This is a genomic window from Novosphingobium sp. BL-A-41-Hi4B-X5A, from assembly GCF_055521705.1.
The window spans coordinates 733,800-755,008 of record NZ_JBVFVT010000002.1; the positions used below are offsets into that span (position 1 = coordinate 733,800).

The window sequence follows — 21,209 nt, forward strand, 5'->3', positions numbered from 1 at the left end:
TCATTCCGGACATTCGATCAGCAGTTTGTCGTGATCGATTCGTGTCGTTGGTTCATCACCTGCGGATCGCCAGCGAGACATGATTTTGAGAAATTTCCCGAGGGACAAGCGGGAAAAGCCTGCCCCTCGGAAACCAGTTTAGAAGCGGGCACCGACCCGGGCGTAGACCTGACGGCCGAATGGATCGGCGATCGAGGGCAGGTAGCCGTTGAAGCGGGCAAAGCCCGGTGCGGTATTGAACACATTGATCACGCCGACGGTCAGGTCGAAGCGATCGTCAACACCAAAGCGCAAGCCATACTGCAGGTCGAACACCGAGAACGCCTTAATTTTCGTCGTGGCTGTGGCGGGTATGACCGAACCGCTTCCCGAGGTGTTGAGGGCAATTGCCTGATCGTCAACCACGCCCGAGGTATAGCGCCAAGTACCCGATAGCGTGTGACGGCCATATTCGAGGTCAAGCCCGGCCACACTGCGCCAGCGTGGTGCGGCCGCAGCCGAGAGTGGCGACTGGACGAACTGGTTGCGGAACCCGACCCCGTTGTAGACGATGGACTTGGCGCCCGGCGTGGTCGAGCCGATGTCGATGTCGTACTTCAGCAGATAGGTAAGGTTGTCACGCAATGTGACGGCCACCGGGCCAAGATCAAACCCGATCGAGGCTGCAAAGTCGAGACCGGACGTGGCCGTGCCGCTCGGTGCGTTGAACGAGGTCACCTGCACGGCCTGGATGTTGCCGCTGGAATCGCGGATCACAGCTGCACCGTTCGGGCTTGCGTTCACCACGGCCTGCGCGCTCTGCAACTGGATCTGGTTGTTATACTTGTAGTGCCAGTAATCGAGCGAGAGCCGCGCCCGTGACATGGGCAGCACAGTCGCGCCGATGTTGAAGACGTCGGCAGTCTGCGGCTTGAGGTTGGGATTGCCGAAAGTCTGGATCGTGCGGAACGTGGTGTCGACCGGGGTCTTGGTCGGATCGGTCACGCTACCGACGCCGGTCGAGATCAAAGCGGTCGAGCCGTTGGCGATGGTTGGTGCCTGGAAAGCCCGGCTGATCGAGCCGCGCAAGCTGAGCTGATCAATCACGCGCCAGTTCACTGCAGCCTTGGGCGTTGTCGTGTTGAAGCCGCCGTAATCTTCGTAGCGCGCTGCAGCGTTGACGTTGAGACCGTCGAGCACTTCGTAGTTGGCTTCGACGAAGGCGCTCTTCACCGTGCGGGTGAAATTGGTGTTCAGGCGCTTGCCGAGAAACCCTGCAAAGCCGTTGAGCAGCAGATCCGAATAGTGCGACGAGGACTTCTCGCGGCGGTACTGGCCGCCGACGGCAACGGCGAGGTCATGCCCGTTGATAGTGGCGAGAGTGCCGTTAACAACTGCTTCGGCAAGGTAGTACTCGCGCTTGTAATCAAAGTAGACGTCGGTCTGCAGATTGTGGATCAGCGATGGGTCCAACTTCGAAAGATCGGACTGCAGCGGGCCGTAGTAGAGGCAGTTGCCCTTGCCGGCCACGGCCCCGGCACCCGCCCCGTTGAACAGGTAGTTGCAGTTCGGGCCGCCGAAACCATTCAGCGCGGCCTGGAACAGGTTCATGTCAGTGTCCTTGTCGCGCGCAATGGTGTGCGATGCGGAGTAGGACACGTTGGCCGTATACCTCCAGTCGGCCAGCAGCTTGCCGCGAGCACCGACCACATAGTGCTGCTGGTCCACGGTATCGCGCATGACGCGGTAATCGTAGCCGCCGGGGAACCCTTCCTCGCCGATAGCGCGACCGAAGAACACTGCGCCTACGCCGAACGGGTTGTAGGGGTTGCTTGCCGGCATCGTCGCATTGCCTGCATTCTGGGCATAGGACGGCACGCCGTAGCGCTTGGAATCCTGATGGTAATAGCTGATCTCCGCGAAGACCGTCTGATCGGGCGCAATCTCGATCGTCGTATCGTTGTGGACGTTGATGCTGCGCGATTCCGGGCGGATCGGATTCTTCGGCTGGAAATTATAGGCGCAATTGCCAAGACCGAAAGTAGCGCCAGTCGCGGGGACGTAGACGCTGTTTGTTCCGGCCTTGCCACAGTTTGGATCGACGACCGTCAGGCGACCGCCAACCGCCTTTGTGTCGAACAGTGCGGTATAGTCGTTGCCGTTGATCACGAGATTGCCGCCACCAGCCGCGGTCGGACGCCCCAGCAAGGTGAAGCGGCCGGGAAAGCCTGCGCCCGATGGGTTGAAGAAATTGGTGATTTCGCGGTCATCGTTCTGCAGGTTGTCGGTAAAACGATAACTTGCCGAAGTGACCGAATGGAACGTGTCGTTGCCGATGCCGACCATCGCCTGCACGTTCCACGAATGCGATTTGTCGATCCCGGTGTATTGCGCCGTGATCTTCGCGCCTTCGAATTTGGTGTTGGTGATGACGTTGAACACGCCCGCGACCGCATCGGCACCGTAGGTGGAGGAAGCGCCGTCAAGCACGGTCTCGACGCGGTTGATCGCGATGTCTGGCGTGAGGCTGTTGAGGTTGACGAAATCGTCGCCGCCCTGCGGGGTCACGCGGCGATTGTTGAGCAGGACCAGCGTGGAACCGCTGCCAAGGCCGCGCAGGTTGACCGAGCGCGTATCGCGGGTGTCTGCACCACCCTTGGCCAGATCCTGCATCCCGCCCGCGCTGCCGACGTTCTGCGGGATGAAGCGGGTGAGATCGCCGAGCGAGGTTACGCCGGTGCGCTGCAGCGCCTTTGCATCGACGGCGAGCACGGGGGAGGCGCGATCTTCCTGGCGGATGTTGCCGAGGTACGTGCCGGTGACGACGATCTCTTCGCTCTTCTGCGGTGCATCGGCGGCAGGTTCTCCAGCAGCGGGCTGGTCTGCGCTTTGCGCAAAAGCCGGCGCGGCCGAAGCGGCGATCAGCGCTAGCGCGGAAATTCCGGCAAGTCGCAAGCCGGCATGTGATGACGTGGACATTTTCACCCTCCCATTCAAACTTGCCTGAAGGGTGGTGCTGCGAGCAGCGTCGCTCGCAACCTGACAGGCACCGTTGCGGCACCAGCGTCGGGCTATCCCCTCATGCAATCCTCGATTTTGACCTTGCCTCAGCTTGTTCAAGCAAGGAAATATAAGTTTCTGATCGATTGATCAGGAATTTGCATCAATACCTGTCAGCGCAGAACTTCGCTCTCTTCGGCCTGGCGGAGCAGGCGCTCGGCGTCTCTTGGCAGGAGCCAGCCTGCGGCCTGCTGCCGCGCAACGGCGGCGCGGACGCTGGCGAGAAAACCATCGCGATTGCCATAGCGCTCTTCGAGCGAGGCTCGCGTATCGCCCGCCTTCAGGCGCTCCGCCCGGGTCTTCGCAAAGGGCACGAACCCGCCGATGAAGCTGCAACCGCTTCCGGCATCGAAGCCGGTCGTCGTCTCGTTCCAGCCCAGGTACGTGCCAAGCGGAACCTGCAACTGGACCGAGGGAATGCCCGCCGTCTCGTTGCCATCGTCATTCACGCGCGGCACCAGTTGCGGGATCGTGCCGCGCTGTTCCGGCGGCAACGTGGAAAGCGATCCGCTGACGTCGCGCGCGCGGAAGGCCTTGCCAAAGCGGTAGTCGGGCATGCGGTTGAGCATTCGTGCCGGATCGGGCGTGCCCGGAACGCCACGCCATCCCATCGCCTCGGCGGTTGCCGGCACAAGCTCGCCCCCGGCAAGAGTGGGGTAGGCGCTGGGCTTTGGCGCAGTGCCGCTGCGCACCCAATCAACCAGCATCGCTTGCGCGGCGTGCAGGCTCTCCAGCGAAGGATTGGGATTGCCGGGAAGCTTGCAGCCCGGCACCGCGCCATCGCCGGCGGGTTTGAACCCGCCCGTCCACGATCCGCCGTGGGTGACGCTCGGGAAGTAGTAGCGGCGCACGTTGGCCGGAAGCGGCACATCGCCGGCGGCATCGGTGCCGATCAGCCCTGGTGCCATGCGCAGGCCCCAGAACTCGGCAGAGCCGAACGTCTCGATGACCTTGGGACAGGTGTTCGACAGCGCGCAGCGATCGAGCAGGCTGGTTGTGCCAAGCCCGCGCACCCGGTCGTTGTAGGGCGACCACCACAGCGTGCCTTCGCTACCCGGTTCGAAGGCACGGGCGGCACCACCCGGAACGCCGAAGCGCAGGTTCAGTGGAACCTGCCGGGCCGCGATGTTGGGATTGATCCCGTCAAACACGATGCGTCCGGCCTCATCGGCATTGAAGCCGAGATTGACGAAGCTCTTGAGGAAGTTCCCCGATTGCGAGGTGCCGCTTGCCACCGTCCAGCGGATTGCACCGGCGACATCGTCCGGGCTGCGCCGCAGATGCGCAACCAGATCGCGCGTGGCGGCAAAGCCGATGCCCAGCACCAGCGGATCCTTGCCGGTATAGACCAGCGTATAGGTCCGCGCCGCGTCAAAACCACCGCGCAGGCACAGGCTCGACGGGTCGGGCGTGCCGGGAAATGCCTTTGTCGAACAGTCGGCAAAGGCAAAGTCGCGGGCGGCTACTGGATGGCGCGTCTCGCTCCCCGCGGTCTGGTAGAACAGTCTCGCCTTGCGCGTATCGAGCGAAACCGGCTGCGGGCGAGCCGTGGGACGGCCAATACTGCCGGTGATGGCCGCGCTGCGCGTTCCCGATGGCACATCCTGAAAGCGCACAAGCACGGGCCCGGTCAGCGGCCTTCCGCCTTTCCCTCTGGCAACGGGCACAGTCACGGTCTGCAGCCCCGCATCCTTGGGCAGATCGCCCTGCCAGCCACTGACGAGGCGCACATGTCCGTCCGGATCCGGCCCGATCAGGAAGTTGCCGCGGTTCGGCACGTCATAGAACAGGACGCCACTTGCCTTCGCTCTGTCGATCGGGCGGGCAAGCTTGAACGTGGCGCTGTACTCCACCATCCCCTGCGAATTGCGGGGGACCTGGGCAATGTCGGTGATCACGGCATTGCCAGGCAGGTGCGGATCGAGCGTTCCGGCGAAATTGCCAGATACGATCTCGTAGGCCGGTGTGCCTGCCACCGGTTCGGCCGGGGTGACTGTTTCCACCACCACGCGGTCCACCTTCGCGGCGATGGTGGCGGGCTGGATCAGCGCGAGGCTGGAAAGTCCGGCGAGGACAAGGCTGCGCTTGCGGTTCATCATCACAGATCCTCAACAGACATATCGAGCAACTGCGCGCCCAGCGTCTTGCCGTGCGGATCAAGTGCGAGCGAGCGGGTAACGCCACCAGCCAGCGCGCCTTCGAGCACGAAGTTGAGCGCGTGCAGGCCGGGCAGTTCGAAGCGCACGATGCGTTTGCAGGCAAGGTTCGGGAGGTGCCGGGCGATGCGCTCTGCCGTCACCGCCTGCACCAGCAGCGCGTAGTCCGTTGCCCTATGGGCGAACACGGCAATCTGGGAAGTGTCGCCCTTGTCGCCGGTGCGCACGTGGGCAATGTCGCGAAGGATCATCTTACGCCACCTCGATTTCAACGCGCGGATCTGCAAGGTTGCGGTCGATCAGCGTCGATGCGACGGCAAGCACCTTGCGCGTCGCGCGGCTGACGCCGCCGCCCCCCATTGGCCCGTTGGTGTAGAGCGCCTCGACTTCAGCCCCGATGGCTTCGGCGCCGTCCTGGGTATCGCTGCGCCCGGCAATGCGCACCCGCACCTCGCGCGGGTGATGCGCCGGGCAGGCTTCGCGCCGATCAACCGCATCGATGCCGATCAGATCGAACTGTACCTGAGAGGTGTCCATTCCTTTCATGCGCAGCCGTTCGCGCACGATGGCCGTCGCCAATTGCCCGCGCTCAGCAGCGCCCGGACCGGCATAGGAAATCTGCCCCTCGCCGATGAAGCCGTCTTCGTAGCAGATCGAGACCTTGAGCGTGTCGGGCCGCTGCCGCCCGGTAGCGCCGCTTACCTTCACCTGATCGGGAGCAGGTTCGGCAATGCTGATACCGGTAAAGTCGGCAACAACGTCGGCCTGCAGATAGGCGGCGGGATCGAGAATTTCGTAGAGCAACTGCTCCTTGCAAGTTGCCGCATTGATCAGGCCACCTGCGCTTTCCAGCTTGCCGAACACGGCGCTGCCATCGGCCGCCACATCGGCATAGGGAAAGCCCAGTCGTGCAAGGTCTGGCACGTCCTTCACGCCCGGATCGGCAAAGTAGCCGCCGCACAACTGGCCGGCGCATTCGAGCAGATGGCCGATGGCCGTGCCTTGTCCCAACCGGTCCCAATCGTCCGGCAACCAGCCGAACGCATGGACCAGAGGGGCGAGGAACAGCGCCGGATCGCAGACTCGCCCGGTAAGCACGCAGTCCGCCCCGAGTGACAGCGCCTCGACGATGCCTGCCACACCCAGATAGGCATTGGCCGAGACAACGCTGCTGCCAAGATCGCGGCTCGTTCCTTCGCGATCGATCAGCGGAAAATCGCGGGCCATGATCAGATCGAGCACGTCGTCGCCCAAGACCGCGGCGGTGCGATAGCCGGTGAGGCCAAGTTCGCGGGCGATGCGGGTCGTCGCGCGGGCGGCGGCAAGGGGGTTTGCCGCTCCCATGTTGCTGATCAGGCGAACGCCATTGCGCCGCGCCACCGGCAGGGCCGCGCGAAGCCGCGCGTCGAGCAGCGGGTCATAACCGCCATCGGGATTGATCTGGCGCGCGGCCTGAGCAAGGCCGATGGTGCGCTCGGCCAGGCACTCGAACGCCAGATAGTCCAGCTCGCCATGCTCCAGCAGGTCGATCGCAGGTTCGATGCGATCGCCCGAAAACCCGGCTCCTGCCCCGATGCGGATGCGCCGGTGACTCATGCAAGAACTCCGAAAAGGACGGCTGAGCCAGTCATCACCAGCGAGGCACCAAACAGCCAGGGAATGGAAAAGCGTTGGTGTGCGCCAAGCTCGATGCCGCTCAGGCCCGCCACCAAGAAGGTTGCCGGAGTAAGCGGGCTTACCGGGAAGCCGGTGGTCATCTGTCCGAGCAGGGCCGCCTGCGCAACCTTGACCGGCGCGACGCCATAGTGCCCGGCCACTTCCGCGATCACCGGCAGGACGCCGAAGTAGAAGCTGTCAGGATCGAACACGAGGCTCAGCGGCATCGCCACGCTCGCCAGAAACAGCGGGATGTGCTGCCCGAAGGCATCTGGCACCAGCCCGACGCTGGCGCTGGCGAGCGCCTTGATCATGCCGGTGCCATTGAAGATGCCGGTAAATGCACCCGCTGCCAGCAGCACGCCGACCATCAGCATCGCTGCCGGAGCATGCGCCTCGATCCGGGCGCGCTGTTGTGCGGGTGCGGGGTAATTGATCGCCAGCGCGAGCGCCGTGCCCAGCATGAACACGACCACCGGTTCGGCAATCCCGCTGACCATCAGCGCAACTACTGCCAGCGTGAGAGCAAGGTTGAGCGGGAACAGGCTGGGGCGCAGGCTGCCAGGGTCACTGCCGTGCCCTGCCGCAACTGCCACAGCCGAAGCGCTCAGACCGGCTCCCGAGGTCTGCTCATGCCCCAGCCCAAGCCGCTTCTCCTCACGATGGCCAAGATACCATGACGCTGCGAAGACGAAGCCGAGACCGACGAGTTGCACGCCGATCAGCGGCGTGAAGATCTCGCTGACAGAAAGCTTGAGCGATGCCGCCGCGCGGGCGGTGGGGCCGGTCCACGGCAGGAAGTTCACGCCAGCTGCCATCGAAGCGGTGCAAGCCAGTACCCGGCGGTCCATGCCCAGTTCGTCATAGAGCGGACGCAACGCAGGGATTGTCACCAGAAAGCACACCGCGCCCGAACCATCGAGGTGGATCAGCAGTGCCAGCGCAGCCGTTCCAAGGGTAATGCGCGATGGCTTGCGCCCGACCAGTTTGAGGATGCCGCTCACCAGAGGAGCCAGCAGCCCGACGTCGGTCATGATGCCGAAGAACAGGATGGCGAAGACGAACATTCCGGCAATCGGCGCAATCTGCCCGATGCCCTTGATAATGTAAGCGGGCATTTCCACCGCCTGTCCCAGCAGCAGCGTGGCCAGCGCCGGGATCAGGATCAGGGCGACGAGCGGGGAGACCCGGTTCGAAAGAATCGCGGCAAGCAAAAGCAGCAGCGTTGCCACCGCAACCACGACCAGCATCCGAATTCCCTCTCCTGCGGCTGAAACGTCCTTGGGCGCCATTCATGCCGCAAGAGCATCAATCCAACAATTAGAGTTACCTGATCGATTGATCAGAATTTTGTATCGACCGCCATGGCCAGGACGAGCTGCCGAAATGCCTCCGCTGCCGGGGCAAGAGTCCGGTCTGCCAGCGTGCACATGCCGATCGTGCGCGACGCCACAGGCGCTTCGGTCTTTCGCCACGCAATCTGCTTGCCGATCGCCATCAGCGGCAAAGTGGAGCGGGGCAGGAGCGAAATGCCGAGTCCTTCGCCAATCAGACCGCCTACCGTCGCCAGTTGCACGCATTCGAAGCGTGCGTCGGTACGAATGCCGGCGGCGGCGAAAACGCTTTCGGTCATCATCCGCACACTGCTGCGCGGTTCCATCGCGATGAAAGGAAACTGCTCGAACACCCGCCAGGGAGCGGGATCGGGTATCAGTTCGAGATCTTCCGGGCGGCAGACCAGCAGGTAATCGTCTTCGAACATCGGCTCGAACCGGATCGGCGCAGTGCCGCCCGGCGGAATGGTAATCGAAAGGTCGATCGAACGGTCCTGCAGGTTCTGCAGCAATCCCCCGCTGAGGTTTTCACGCACGATGACTTCCACTTGCCTGCGCTCGGCAAGGAAGCGGGCAATCGCCCGCGGCAGGAAATCGGCAGCGATGGATGGCAGCGCCCCCACCACCACCCGGCCGCGCTCGCCACTGAACGTCTGGTCGAGCTCGCGGAAGGCGAGGTCAAAGTCGGCGGTCAGTCGCTCGACAATCGGCACCAGCGCCGCACCGGCCGTGGTCAGCATGACGTTGCGTGAATTGCGGTCGAACAGTCGAACGCCGAGATCTTCCTCAAGAAGCTTGATAGTGCGGCTTAGCGCTGGTTGCGACAAATTGGCGGCGCGCGCCGTCTCGCTGAAGCTGCAAGTCCTTGCCACCTGCAGAAACAGCCTCAGACTTGTCATGCTCGGGGCGCGGGCCAAGAACCTCTCCGATTGGCTCAGCTAGTCAGTCTGACATCGAGCTAGTCCAACAGGCACACACTGGCAATCTGCAACTTTCTATTGCAGATTAAGTGCGTGAACCGCCTTTCACAGCGGACGTTCGAGGCTGATGATGGCTTCATCAGCTCCTGCCATCTGTTAATCAGTTCACGACCCGGTCGCGTCGGCTGTGCGAGGCCGGAAGATTGAAGCGGCGGCCGACATGGCGGACTGAAAATAGAGGTGTACGTAACTGGCCCAGAGGCTGCCACAGTGGTAGATTGCTTCCCCCTCAGCGCCCTTCGTGCCTTGTGCGCCGCAATAGCGCCGGACCGTCGTTTCGAGCCGAGAATAGTGGAACGTGTGGCCTCGCAATATGCCGCCATTCAACTCGACGGATTGCAAGCCGAGGGCCGCAAGACGGCCTTGCATGATACCCTTACCAGGCATCAGCTTCAGCATCGGCGCGCTGTGACCTTTACCGTCATCGAGCTCATCAAGGCAGTAAAGCATACCGCCGCATTCCGCCAAAATCGGTTTGCCCGCCCGATGATGCGCACGGATCGCGGCAATCATCGAATGGTTTTGCGACAGTTCTGCAAGATGAAGTTCGGGATAGCCGCCAGGAAGCCATAGCGCATCACATTCAGGAAGAGATTGATCGGCCATGGGCGAGAAGAACAGCACCTGCGCGCCCATCTCTTCAAGGCACGCGACATTGGCGGGATAGATGAAGGCAAAAGCCGCATCGCGGGCTATGACGATGCGCAAGCCCGCCAGCAGCGGTGGCACGCTCGCTGTCACCTCCGTGGCGAAGGCCACCGGTTTAGGCAGCCATAGAGCATCATCACCAAGGCAAGCTGCGGCTGCATCGATCCGGCAGTCGATATCGCCCACTTCTCCCTCCTGTACCAGACCAAGGTGCCGTTCGGGCAAGGCCACATCCGGGCTTGGGGGCATGGAACCGAGCCAGCGCATTCCCGGCGGTAGGCTTTCGCGCAGCATCGCGGCGTGGCGCTCGCTGCCAACGCGATTGGCCAGCGCTGCAACCACGCGGATGTCATCGCGATAAGTGGCAAGACCATGCGCCAGCGCTCCGAAGGTCTGTGCCATGGCGCTACCGTCGATGACCGCCAGCACCGGCAGGCCAAAGCGTACGGCCAGGTCCGCAGCGGAAGGATCGCCATCAAACAAGCCCATGACGCCTTCGACAAGGATCAGGTCTGCTTCGCGGGCAGCCTCATGCAGCAGACGGCGACATTGCGCCTCGCCCACCATGAAGAGATCCAGCTGGTAGACCGGTGCACCGCAGGCGCGTTCGAGGATCATCGGATCCAGGAAGTCAGGGCCGCATTTGAACACGCGGACCCGCCGCCCTGCCTGCACGTGGCGGCGGGCAAGAGCGGCCGTGACCGTCGTCTTGCCCTGCCCCGAAGCCGGCGCGCTGACCAGCAACGCTCGGCAAGATGCGGTCGTCACCGATCGATCCCTTCTTGGGCGCGCACGCCGTCACGGAAGGCATGCTTCACATCGCGGATCGCGCTCACGGTGTCGGCGGCGGCAATCAGCGCATCGTCTGCGGCACGACCGGTGATGACCACGTGCTGCATCGCCGGTCGCGCCTCGATCGCGGGCATGATCTCATCGAGCGCGAGATAGCGGTAGGTGATGAGGTAGGTCAATTCATCGAGCACGACGAGGCTGATGTCAGGTTCGGCCAGCGCAGCTTTGGCCTTTTCCCAGCCCGCCCTCGCAGCGGCAATGTCACGTGTCCGATCCTGCGTTTCCCAAGTGAAACCCTCGCCGCACTTCTCCCAGATCACATCGGGGTGCGAGGCGAAGAAGGCGCGTTCACCGACGTTGTCCGCACCCTTGATGAACTGGAACACCGCCGCTTTGCGACCGTAGCCGAGCGTCCGCGCCACCATGCCAAAGGCGCTGGAGGACTTGCCCTTGCCGTTGCCGGTGAGAACCAGCAGCAGGCCTTTGTCGCGCGTGGCGGCGGCGATCTTGGCATCGACCACCGCCTTGTGCTTGCGGGCGCGCTCGCGGTGCGCCTCTGGGGTTTCGCTCATTGCTCTGCTCGTGAGGCAAGCGAGGGGCGCGCGGCGACCAGCAAGGCATAGATGCCTGCTGCAGTTGCGGTCCACAGCAGAGTGGCCGCAAGGGTCGGTGGGAAATAGCGAGCGAGGCGGGGCATAAAGCCTGCGACGGTCGGATCGGTAAAACGGCCACCGAGGAAGTAGAATCCGCCACTGGAGAACAGCTCGGAAACCAGAGTGCCAACGCTGACCAGCGCCAGCAGCCCCAGCAGTGATGACGGTTCGGTGCCCCGCTTGTCCGCGCCCGCGCGCCCGGCCAGCCACATCGTGCCGTAGGCCGGAACGAGCATCCAGTAGGCAGGGGTGAAGCAGAAGCTGGACTGGCCGAACCAGCCGATCACTGTCACGTCGATAGCAAAGGCGAGCAGGAAGAGCCCTGCAAAAGCAGTCGCGCGGCGCAGGAAGAAACCGCCGACGAAGAAACTGGCAAGGCTGGTGTCAGGCAGGTGCATGACATTGCTGAGCGAATGGGTGCGGGTTACGAGCATGACGATCGCAAGCGCGCCAAACAGCGCGAGATCGGGACGCGAAATACGGACCATGATTGGCCTCCTGTGAACAGGTATGAATTGATTGTGCGCATGCGTGATGCGCAGGATCGGCAAGACGTGCGGACGCGCACGTCTGGCTGGATCTCAGGTGCTGGTCATCACGGATCTCCCTCCGACGAGAACGCACAATAGTGTCGTCCGCGAAGGGTGTGCCTTCGTCCGCCCGGTACACCCCGCCCGCGCAGAGAAACGACCGCAACAGGCCGGTTTCCTGACTTCCGGATCGTCGCGCCTTTCGCCGCCTTCTCGGGCCGAAACCCAATGGCATGATGGCGATGCGCTACCGGTTACAGTTGCGGGAGCAGTGCCGGATTGGGTGGCTTGCGACCACCGCCCGGACTTCCCGATTAAGCCCTTTCGGGCACCCGTTGCGAAAGACTGGATAAGCCAAGCAATTGATCTGCGCAAGTATTCGCACTTGCAGCAGCAAAAACATGTCGCTACCTGCACCGCCGCGACAGGTTCCCCGAGAGGGGATCAAAAGGGAACGGGGTGTAAAACTCCGGCTGCCCCTGCAACTGTAAGCGGCGAGCCGACCGGCCAATTACGCCATTGGGACCTCACCGTCCTGAGAAGGCGGCCGGACCGGCATTGACCCGCGAGCCAGGAGACCTGCCTGTTGCGGTCGTTCTTCGTTCGGGCAGGGTGCACCGGACGTTCGAGGTTGCCGGCTTGCAAAGGCGGCACACCCCTCGCGCAACGACAGCCATTGCCTGCCGGGAAGCCCCGTGCGGGAAGCGATGCCGTGTTGCGCCTTGCGGTGCATATGCCGGCGCGTGCTTCCTTCGCGTGTCTGAGCGGCAGGTCCATGCCGTTCGTACCGAAGGGAGCCGCACCATGCGTCCTGCCCATATTCCTGTTGTTTCGCTTGCCACGCTACTCGCCTCGCCCGCTTTAGCCGAGGACGCGCCTGATCCTTCAATCGTCGTTACTGCCTTGCGCAGCCCGGTCGAGCAGAGCGCAGTCTCTGCCACCGTAACCGTGCTTGACGAAACGGCGATCCGCGCCCAGCAGCCGATCGCGCTCACCGATCTAATGCTGCGCACGCCAGGCGTCAGCCTTTCGCGCAATGGTGGCTTTGGCACCGCCACATCGCTACGCATCCGCGGCGCCGATTCCTCGCAGACCGTGATGGTGATCGACGGTGTGCGCATTTCCGATCCGTCGGCCACCGGCGGCGGCTATTCGTTCTCCAACCTGCTGATCGACGACATCGAGCGCGTGGAAATCCTGCGCGGGCCGCAATCGATCCTGTGGGGAAGCGATGCCATCGGCGGCGTGGTCAGCGTACTGACGCGACGCGCGGAACAGCCGCTGGAAGGGAGCGTGGCGGTCGAAGCCGGCACCCACTCCACGGTCAACGCCCAGGCTGGCATTGGCGGGGCCGGATCATTGCTCGACTGGCGCGTGGCGGGCTCCGCCTTCACCACCGATGGCATCTCCGCACGCAGCAACGGCACGGAGGACGATGGCTACCGCCGCGTTTCCGCCAGCGGCACAGCCACGCTCAAGCTCACGCCAAACCTGTCGGTCGACTTGCGCGGCTATTTGGCCGATACGCGCAACGAATTCGATGGCAGCTCGGGGGACGCGCGTACCTATGGCCTGACCACCGAATGGACCGGTTATGCAGGTGTCAATCTGGCCCTGTTCGATGGGCGCCTCACCAACCGCATTGCCGTGCTGCAGACCGAAACGGACCGCGAGAACTACGATCCGGCGCGCTCGATCCGGTCCTTGAACTTCGATGCGCATGGCCGCGTGCGCCGTTTCGAATATCAAGGCAACTTGAAGCTTGCAGAAGGTCTCAGCGCCAAATTCGGGGCTGAACGCGAGGAGCAGCGCATGACCAGCGCCTCACCCGGCAACAATACCGCCGATTACGCCCTCGTCCCGCAAAGCGCCGATACGAACAGCGTCTACGGCGAGTTGCGCCTCACCCCGCTCATCGGCCTGACGCTGAACGGCGGTGTGCGCCACGACGACCAATCCCGCTTCGGCGGCAACACAGTTCTTACCGGAGGCGCAGTCTACACGCCTAACGCCGGGCAGACTGTGCTGCGCGCCAGCTATGATGAAGGCTTCAAGGCTCCTTCGCTCTACCAGCTGTTCAGCATTTACGGTTCTGCCGTGTTGCAACCGGAGCAGGCCAAGGGTTGGTCGGTCGGCGCCGAACAGTCACTCGGCGAAGTTTTCCACGCTTCGGCGACCTGGTTCGAGCGGGAAACCGAAAATCTGATCGACTTCGCCTTCTGTCCGACCACCGGCACCTTGCCCGCCGCGTGCTATATCCCCGGCACGACAACCACACGCTTCGGCTACTACGCCAACGTGCGCAAGGCCCACGCCAAGGGGCTGGAGCTGGCCGGCAGCGCGCAGCTTGGCGTGCTCTTTGCGACAGCAAACTACAGCTGGATCGAAGCGGAGGACCGTTCGCCCGGCAGCACTGATATCGGCCGTCAGCTTGCCCGCGTGCCGCGCCATCTTGCCAATCTGGAAAGCGGGGTGGACCTGCCGAAGGGCCTGCGCGCCAGTGTGGCCGCCCGCTATTCGGGCGAGACTTTCGACCGGGCCGGCAGCAGCACCGAGCTGCCAGCCTATTGGCTGGTCGATCTTCGCGCCGCGTGGCGGGTTGCCGAAGGGCTGACCATCAATGCCCGCGCTGAGAACATCATGGACAAGCGCTACGAGACAGCGGGCGGCTATGGTGCCCTCGGGCGTACGGTCTATCTTGGTCTGAGGAGTCGGTTCTGATGCTGCGCGCGATCGAACCCGGCCCAGCGGTGGTCGTCTGCTCAACCTGCCGCCTTTCTGCCGATCAGCGTGAGGATGCAGAAGGCCAGCGGGGCGGTGCCCTGCTTGCCCAAGCAATGCGCAGTCTCCAACAGGCCGATCCCGCACTGTCCGCAGTGGCGGTGCAGGAGACTGCATGCCTCTTCGCCTGCCATCAGCATTGCACCGTGCATCTGCGCGCATCGGGCAAGATCGGCTACGTCCTGGGTAGGTTCACCCCCACCGAGGAGGCGGCCCGCGCTATTCTCGAATACGCCACTCTCCATGCGCAAAGCGCGGAAGGCGTAGTGCCCTATGGCCAATGGCCCGAAGGCGTGAAGGGACAGTTCATTGCCCGTACCCCGCCGGAAGGCTTCGTCTGCGCATGATCTGCTTCACCGATGAGGCAGCCTTCGCCTTTGCACTCACTGCGTTGCCCGCCCCCGACGCGCAGGCCAGCGCACAAGCGCGAGAACGGCAGGAGAGTCTGACTAAACCTGCCGGATCGCTGGGCCGGTTGGAAGAGATCGCCGTATTCATGGCCGCCTGGCAAGGCAAGGCACAGCCATCTATCGACCGAGTGCAGGCGGTGGTCTTTGCCGGAAATCACGGCGTGGCGGCGCAGGGAGTCAGTGCCTTTTCCCCGGAAGTGACCGCGCAGATGGTCGCCAACTTCCGCAATGGCGGGGCGGCTATCAACCAGTTGACCCGCGCATGCGGCGCTGATCTGTCGGTCATCGCACTCGATCTTGACCTTCCGACCGGCGATATCTCTCGCGAAGCCGCGTTGACGAGAGACGACTGCCTCGCCGCGCTCAATGCCGGTGCTGCCTCTGTTCTGCCGGACACGCAACTGTTGCTGGTGGGCGAGATGGGCATCGCCAACACCACGCCTGCAGCGGCGTTGGCCCTGCAAGCTTTCGGCGGCCGCGCTCAGGACTGGTGCGGGCGCGGCAGCGGCGTTGACACCGAAGGGGTAACCCGCAAGGCGGCGATAGTCGAAGCTGCGTCCGCCCTGCATGGACAGGCCTGCTCGACCCCGTTCGAAACGCTGCGCCGCCTCGGTGGGCGCGAAATTGCAGCCATGGCTGGCGCAATACTGGCGGCGCGATTGCTACGCGTGCCGGTCCTGCTCGACGGGTTCATCTGCTGCGCCGCCATTGCGCCGCTGGCGGCAGGCCATGAGGACTTTACCGCGCATTGCCTTGCCGCTCACTGTTCCGCCGAACAGGCGCACGCCCGCCTGCTACGAGACCTCGCGCTCGATCCAATCCTCAACCTTGGCCTGCGGCTGGGCGAAGGATCCGGCGCCGCGTTGGCTGTACCGATCGTGCGCGCCGCGCTTGCCGCCCACAATGGCATGGCAACTTTCGCGCAAGCTGCCGTGGCACAGGCGCTGTGAACAGCCGGACGATCCACCTCGTGCGACACGGGCCGCCCCTGCGCACCGGCCTGCTGCTGGGTCATCGCGACGAGCCCTGCGCCGACCCCGCAGGCGGCCTTGCCGGAGCAGTGCCCGAGAGCCTTGCCATCGCCTGCGTGATCAGTTCAGACCTGCAGCGCGCCAGCGCTGGCGCGCAGGCGCTGGCAGTCGCAAGAGGCGTTGGCGTTGCGTGCGACGCGCGCTGGCGCGAACTGGATTTTGGCGATTGGGATGGGCTTTCACCGGAATGGGTCCCGGCCGAAGCCCTCGCCCGTTTTTGGGACGATCCCGACACGTGTCCCCCTCCCCGCGGCGAGAACTGGTCATCCCTGCGGGCCCGCGTGGCCGATGCCATTGCCGAGCTTCCCGACAACGCGCTGATCGTCACGCATGGCGGCGCAATGCGGGCAGCGGTATCGGTGCTCACCGGGCTGGATTTCAGGCAGGTCTGGGCCGTCGATCTGCCTTACGGCGCGCTGCTCTCCCTGCGCATCTGGCCGGGTGCCGCCCTGTCCGGGCAGATCATCCGCCTCCGCACCGAAAACCTGCGATGAGGGCCATGATCCTTGCCGTGCAGTTCATGACACGACTGCCCGTTCCCGCGATGGATGCGACGGAGGCGGATTTTGCCAATGCTATCCGCTGGTTCCCGCTGTGTGGAGCTCTTGTGGGTTTTTGCGTTGCCGGCGCTGGCTGGCTGGGGTCGCAACACGACCCGGCTCTTGGCGCATTGCTGGCGTTGACGGCATGGGTGGGGGTTACTGGCGCGCTGCACCTCGACGGACTGGCCGATATTGCCGATGCAGCCGGCGCCATGCACCGCACGCCGGAACACCTGAGTGTCGTGCTGGCCGATCCGCATGTCGGCAGCTTCGGAGCGACGTCCATCGCCCTGCAAATGCTGGCAAAGCTTGTGCTGGTGTGGCTGACAATCCTGACAGGATCCTATGCCGCGCTCGTGCTCGTTCCAGTGCTGGCGCGGATCGGCCCACTGGCGTGGGCACGATTCCTTTCGCCCTTGCATGAGGGCTTTGGCACCCTCTTCCGCAAAGGCGCGAATGCGCCGGTTTTGATCGTGTGGCTGCTGGCTTGGAGCATCGGCGCGCTCGCCGTCGACCCTGCGCTGCTCGCCTCTCTACCCGCGCTCGCAGTCTGGCCGTGGTGGCTGCGCAAACGCATCGGCGGCATTTCCGGCGACGGTCATGGCGCAGGCATCGAACTGGTCGAGACATGCGCCGTGCTCGCCCAGGTCGTAGCGCAATGACAACGTCCTTCCCCCGCCATGGCGGGCAACTGGCGCAGGCCTGCGCACGGTTCGGCGGTGCGCCCGAAGACTGGCTCGAACTTTCGACCGGCATCAACCCCAATGGCTGGACGCCTCCTGCCGACCTCACCGTGGAGTGGCAGCGCCTGCCTGAACCCGACGCGCTGGCAGCGCTCGAGGCAGCTGCCGCGCGCCATTTCGGCTGCGACGAAGCAATCTGCGTTGCGGTTCCGGGCAGCGAAATGGCCCTGCGCCTGCTTGCGCAGTTGATCGGATTGCGCGGCCTGCATCGTGCCCCCTGCTATGGCACCTATCGCGCGGCTTTCAGTCGTAGTGAGAACCTCACCCAACTCGCTACCCTCCCGGCTCGCTCGACAGCGCTGGTCGTGGGAAACCCCAACAATCCCGATGGTACGGTGCAATCGCGCACAAGCCTGCTGGCCATGCTCGATCATCAGGAGCGGCACGGCAGCTGGCTGATTGTCGATGAAGCCTTCGCCGATTGTGACCCCACCCTCAGCGTTGCCGATGCCGTGCAAGAGGGACGCAGACTGATCGTGCTGCGCTCGCTGGGAAAATTCTTCGGACTTGCCGGGCTTCGGCTCGGTTTCGTTATTGCTCCCCCAAAAATACTGGACGCTTTGCGCATGCTTCTCGGCGATTGGCCCCTCCATTCCGCCGCCCTCGCCCTGGGCCGTGCTGCCTATGCCAATCATGCGTGGATCGCGCGGACTCGAAACGCTTTGCCGCTAGTCTCGGCCCGGCTCGACAAAGTGCTGTTGAAGCACGGTCTTGCGCCCGAGGGCCAATGCCCGTTGTTCCGCCTGATCGATACGCCAAGCGCACCGGCCCTCTTCGAACGCCTCGCCGCTCAACGTATTCTCACGCGGCCCTTCTCCGATTGGCCCCACCTGCTGCGCATCGGCCTGCCTGCCGACCAGACAGCGCTTGGCCGGCTGGACAAGGCGCTTGGCTGAACCGTTTGTCCTGACCGCGCTTATAATCGATGCCGCCATCGGCTGGCCGCACTGGCTCTATGTCCGTATCGGCCATCCGGTCGGCTTCTTCGCAAGGGCAATCTCGGCCTGCGAGCTACGCTTGAACCGCAATGAATTGCCAGACAGCACGCGCAAGGCGGGCGGCGTTCTGACCGTACTGTTGCTCTTGGCCCTCGCTGCTGGCTCAGGCCTGCTGCTGACAGCCTTATGCGAGAAGCTGGCGACAGAATGGAAATGGGTCCTGATCGCCATGCTGGCGTGGCCCGGTCTCGCTCAGCGCAGCCTTGACCAGCATTTCCTGCCCGTGCTGCAGTCGTTGCAAGCTGGCGATCTACGTGGAGCCCGGAAGGCGGCTGGCATGATCGTTGGTCGCGACACGGCTTCGCTCGACGTGGCAGGGGTCGCAAGAGCGGCCATCGAAAGCTTGGCAGAGAGTTTCTGCGACGGTGTGATCGCGCCGCTGTTCTGGTTGATTGTCGCAGGCCTTCCCGGTCTGTGGGCAATGAAGGCGATCAACACGGCGGACAGCCTGATCGGCCACAAGGAGGCGCCCTATCGCCACTTCGGCTGGGCCGCCGCGCGGCTCGATGACGTGATGAACTTCGTCCCCGCGCGTCTCTCCGCTGTGTTGATCTGCCTCGCCGGGTTGAGCGGATGGCGGATAACGTGGCGTTATTGCCGCCACCACGCCTCGCCCAATGCCGGTTGGCCGGAGGCCGCGATGGCGGGCGTACTTCGCGTACGATTGGCGGGGCCGGTCAGCTATGACGGGGCATTGGCTGACAAGCCATGGATCGGCGAAGGCGGCGTGGCCGACGCTAACAGCTTGATGCGCGCGCGGCGGGTCTATCACCGAGCATGTTTGCTCGGATGGGCTATTGCAGGGGGAATGACATGGCTGCACTGATGCTGCAGGGAACAGGCTCCGATGTCGGCAAATCGGTGCTGGTCGCTGGCCTGTGCCGCGCCCTTGCCAATCGGGGCATGATGGTGCTGCCGTTCAAGCCGCAAAACATGTCCAACAATGCCGCCGTTACGGCCGACGGTGGCGAAATCGGTCGGGCACAGGCACTTCAGGCGCTGGCTGCGCGTGCCGAGCTTCACACCGACATGAATCCCGTTCTGTTGAAGCCCGAGGCAGATCGGAAATCGCAAGTCGTCGTACACGGCAAAGTTCGCGGAAGCCTGGGCGCTGCCAACTTTCGGGAAGGTCGCCGCAACCTCCTGCCCGAAGTTCTGGAAAGCTGGGAACGGTTGCGCGAGCGTTGCGGCATAGTTGTCGTGGAAGGTGCAGGATCGCCTGCAGAGATCAACCTGCGCGATGGCGATATTGCCAACATGGGCTTCGCCCGTGCGGCCAAAGTGCCTGTGGTGCTGGTTGGCGATATCGACCGTGGTGGCGTGATCGCCTCGCTCGTCGGCACGCGTGCTGTGCTTGAGCCCGGTGACGCAGCGATGATCCGCGGCTTCATAGTCAACAAGTTCCGCGGCGATCCTGCGCTCTTTGCCGATGGCTATATGGAGATCGAGCGGCTCTCCGGGTGGCACGGCATGGGGCTTGTGCCGTGGCTTCCGTGCGTTACCAGCCTTCCCGCCGAGGACGCCGTGGTACTCGAACGGGCCCAACCGGTATCCAGTTCGCGCAAGATTGTCGCGTGCCCCATGCTGCCGCGCATCGCCAATTTCGACGATCTCGATCCCCTTCGCCACGAGCCTGAAGTTGACCTGGTCATGGTTCCGCCCGGCAGCCAGATACCGCTGGCAGCAGACCTCGTTGTGCTGCCCGGATCGAAGGCGACGATGGCGGACCTCGCCTTTGTGCGCGAGCAAGGGTGGGACATTGACATCCTGCATCACCATCGGCGTGGCGGGGCGGTTCTTGGCATTTGCGGTGGCTACCAGATGCTTGGCAAGGAAATAGACGATCCGCTCGGTCTGGAAGGCGCAAGCGGCAGTATGCCTGGCCTCGGCTTGCTCAACGTGCGAACCGAAATGCGCGCGCACAAGAACCTTCGCAAGGTTTCCGGCACGGCCTTGGGTGCACGATTCGAGGGGTACGAAATGCACATGGGCGCCACGACCGGTGCCGATTGTGCGAGGCCCTTTGCCATTCTGGATGACGAACGCAACGAGGGCGCGGGGAGTCCAGATGCGCGCGTCATTGGAACCTATTGCCACGGCCTGCTCGCAGCCCCGCACTTGCGCACCGCCCTGCTGCAGTGGATTGGGGCGAAAGGAAATGGTCTGCACCATGCCAAGCTGGTGGACGACGCGCTAGATGATCTTGCCAGTGCCCTTGAGGCTTATCTTGATATCGACGGACTGCTCCGCATGGCTCAGGAGCACGGACGATGACCTCGCTTCTCGTCCTGGGGGGCGCGCGCTCAGGCAAAAGCGCCTATGCGCAAAGACGTTGCGAGGATCAGGGCCGCAGCCGTGTCTACATTGCAACCGCGCAAGCCAAGGACGAGGAGATGGCTGACCGGATCTCCCGACACCGTGCCGATCGTGGTGCGGGCTGGACCACGATTGAAGAGCCGATCGACCTGCTGCAGGCCATTCGGCAGGCGACCCGATACGCCGATGCAATCCTCGTAGATTGCCTCACCCTGTGGCTGTCCAATCTCATGCTGGAAGATCACCCGATTGCGGTCGCCCGCGAGGAACTGGCCGAGGCAGTTCGGCAGGTGACTGTGCCGCTGGTCCTGATCGCCAACGAGGTGGGCATGGGCATCGTGCCGGAAAATGCTCTCGCTCGCCGGTTTCGCGACGAAGCCGGGTGGCTGAATCAGAGAATAGCTGCGGTTGCTCGGGAAGTTGTGCTTGTCACTGCAGGCCTACCGCTTCGCTTGAAAGGTTAACACGCCTGACGTATGCTCAAATTAGTCGAATTATGGTCCTTCATCCCAGCCGACTATGCCGCTGTCGCCTTAACTCCGGTCATTCCGTAGTTGATCTCGTCAAATTCATTGCTGCCGTTCATTCATCGATTGTCGA

Annotated in this window: 18 protein-coding genes and 2 riboswitches; of the genes, 9 read left to right on the plus strand and 9 right to left on the minus strand. The window is 63.6% G+C overall.

All coding sequences use genetic code 11. The annotated features are described in order from the left end of the window. Positions 1-138 precede the first annotated feature (138 nt). The 9 genes from ACZ1JY_RS19060 to ACZ1JY_RS19100 all read right to left on the minus strand — a co-directional run bounded on the left by ACZ1JY_RS19060 (position 139) and on the right by ACZ1JY_RS19100 (position 11,746). The gene (locus ACZ1JY_RS19060) at positions 139-2,958 is read right to left on the minus strand and encodes a TonB-dependent receptor plug domain-containing protein (protein WP_465131164.1); all 2,820 of its coding nucleotides are present in this window, start codon (positions 2,956-2,958) and stop codon (positions 139-141) included. 194 nt (positions 2,959-3,152) lie between these two features. Next, a complete protein-coding gene (locus ACZ1JY_RS19065) occupies positions 3,153-5,135 on the minus strand; it encodes an alpha/beta hydrolase domain-containing protein (protein ID WP_465131165.1) in 1,983 nt (660 codons plus the stop codon). Positions 5,136-5,137: 2 nt separating this feature from the next. Continuing rightward, entirely contained in the window at positions 5,138-5,446 is a 309-nt protein-coding gene (locus tag ACZ1JY_RS19070) for an AtuA-related protein (protein WP_118075734.1), read from the minus strand. Position 5,447: 1 nt separating this feature from the next. Continuing rightward, complete coding sequence (locus tag ACZ1JY_RS19075; protein WP_465131166.1) at positions 5,448-6,791, minus strand: acyclic terpene utilization AtuA family protein; 1,344 nt, start codon at positions 6,789-6,791, stop codon at positions 5,448-5,450. After that, positions 6,788-8,101, minus strand: a complete 1,314-nt coding sequence (locus tag ACZ1JY_RS19080; RefSeq protein WP_168904976.1) for a citrate:proton symporter — start codon at positions 8,099-8,101, stop codon at positions 6,788-6,790. Before ACZ1JY_RS19080 ends, ACZ1JY_RS19075 begins: the two co-directional genes overlap by 4 nt. Before the next feature lie 92 nt (positions 8,102-8,193). Beyond that, positions 8,194-9,084: a LysR family transcriptional regulator gene (locus ACZ1JY_RS19085; protein WP_465131167.1), complete on the minus strand. Its 891-nt coding sequence runs from the start codon at positions 9,082-9,084 to the stop codon at positions 8,194-8,196. Between the two features lie 186 nt (positions 9,085-9,270). Further along, the gene (locus tag ACZ1JY_RS19090; protein WP_465131168.1) at positions 9,271-10,581 is read right to left on the minus strand and encodes a cobyrinate a,c-diamide synthase; all 1,311 of its coding nucleotides are present in this window, start codon (positions 10,579-10,581) and stop codon (positions 9,271-9,273) included. Next, on the minus strand, positions 10,578-11,177 hold the full coding sequence (gene cobO, locus ACZ1JY_RS19095; protein ID WP_465131169.1) for a cob(I)yrinic acid a,c-diamide adenosyltransferase: 600 nt from the start codon (positions 11,175-11,177) through the stop codon (positions 10,578-10,580). Before cobO ends, ACZ1JY_RS19090 begins: the two co-directional genes overlap by 4 nt. Next, on the minus strand, positions 11,174-11,746 hold the full coding sequence (locus ACZ1JY_RS19100; protein ID WP_168904972.1) for a hypothetical protein: 573 nt from the start codon (positions 11,744-11,746) through the stop codon (positions 11,174-11,176). Before ACZ1JY_RS19100 ends, cobO begins: the two co-directional genes overlap by 4 nt. Positions 11,747-11,939: 193 nt before the next feature. After that, a riboswitch (cobalamin riboswitch) is annotated at positions 11,940-12,139 on the minus strand. 58 nt (positions 12,140-12,197) lie between these two features. Continuing rightward, positions 12,198-12,389, plus strand: a riboswitch (cobalamin riboswitch). 203 nt (positions 12,390-12,592) lie between these two features. Between ACZ1JY_RS19100 and ACZ1JY_RS19105 the strand changes: the two genes are divergently transcribed. Genes ACZ1JY_RS19105 through cobU form a run of 9 tightly spaced genes read left to right on the plus strand, consistent with a single transcriptional unit; the run spans position 12,593 to position 21,073 of the window. Next, positions 12,593-14,509, plus strand: a complete 1,917-nt coding sequence (locus tag ACZ1JY_RS19105; RefSeq protein ID WP_465131170.1) for a TonB-dependent receptor plug domain-containing protein — start codon at positions 12,593-12,595, stop codon at positions 14,507-14,509. Further along, on the plus strand, positions 14,509-14,916 hold the full coding sequence (locus ACZ1JY_RS19110; protein ID WP_465131171.1) for a DUF1636 domain-containing protein: 408 nt from the start codon (positions 14,509-14,511) through the stop codon (positions 14,914-14,916). The genes ACZ1JY_RS19105 and ACZ1JY_RS19110 overlap by 1 nt, the downstream gene beginning before the upstream one ends. Continuing rightward, positions 14,913-15,929, plus strand: a complete 1,017-nt coding sequence (cobT, locus tag ACZ1JY_RS19115) for a nicotinate-nucleotide--dimethylbenzimidazole phosphoribosyltransferase (RefSeq protein WP_062342784.1) — start codon at positions 14,913-14,915, stop codon at positions 15,927-15,929. The genes ACZ1JY_RS19110 and cobT overlap by 4 nt, the downstream gene beginning before the upstream one ends. Continuing rightward, entirely contained in the window at positions 15,926-16,504 is a 579-nt protein-coding gene (locus ACZ1JY_RS19120; RefSeq protein WP_062342785.1) for a histidine phosphatase family protein, read from the plus strand. Before cobT ends, ACZ1JY_RS19120 begins: the two co-directional genes overlap by 4 nt. Beyond that, on the plus strand, positions 16,501-17,214 hold the full coding sequence (locus ACZ1JY_RS19125) for an adenosylcobinamide-GDP ribazoletransferase (RefSeq protein ID WP_465131172.1): 714 nt from the start codon (positions 16,501-16,503) through the stop codon (positions 17,212-17,214). Before ACZ1JY_RS19120 ends, ACZ1JY_RS19125 begins: the two co-directional genes overlap by 4 nt. Beyond that, positions 17,211-18,191: a threonine-phosphate decarboxylase CobD gene (cobD, locus tag ACZ1JY_RS19130; RefSeq protein WP_465131173.1), complete on the plus strand. Its 981-nt coding sequence runs from the start codon at positions 17,211-17,213 to the stop codon at positions 18,189-18,191. Before ACZ1JY_RS19125 ends, cobD begins: the two co-directional genes overlap by 4 nt. Continuing rightward, positions 18,184-19,119 (plus strand): adenosylcobinamide-phosphate synthase CbiB, encoded by a 936-nt coding sequence (gene cbiB / locus ACZ1JY_RS19135; protein WP_062342790.1) that lies wholly within the window; start codon positions 18,184-18,186, stop codon positions 19,117-19,119. The genes cobD and cbiB overlap by 8 nt, the downstream gene beginning before the upstream one ends. Next, positions 19,107-20,567 carry a cobyric acid synthase gene (locus ACZ1JY_RS19140; RefSeq protein ID WP_465131174.1) on the plus strand — a complete coding sequence of 487 codons (1,461 nt, stop codon included), beginning with the start codon at positions 19,107-19,109 and terminating at the stop codon, positions 20,565-20,567. The genes cbiB and ACZ1JY_RS19140 overlap by 13 nt, the downstream gene beginning before the upstream one ends. Beyond that, positions 20,564-21,073, plus strand: a complete 510-nt coding sequence (gene cobU / locus ACZ1JY_RS19145) for a bifunctional adenosylcobinamide kinase/adenosylcobinamide-phosphate guanylyltransferase (protein WP_168904966.1) — start codon at positions 20,564-20,566, stop codon at positions 21,071-21,073. The genes ACZ1JY_RS19140 and cobU overlap by 4 nt, the downstream gene beginning before the upstream one ends. The last annotated feature ends 136 nt before the right edge of the window (positions 21,074-21,209 follow it).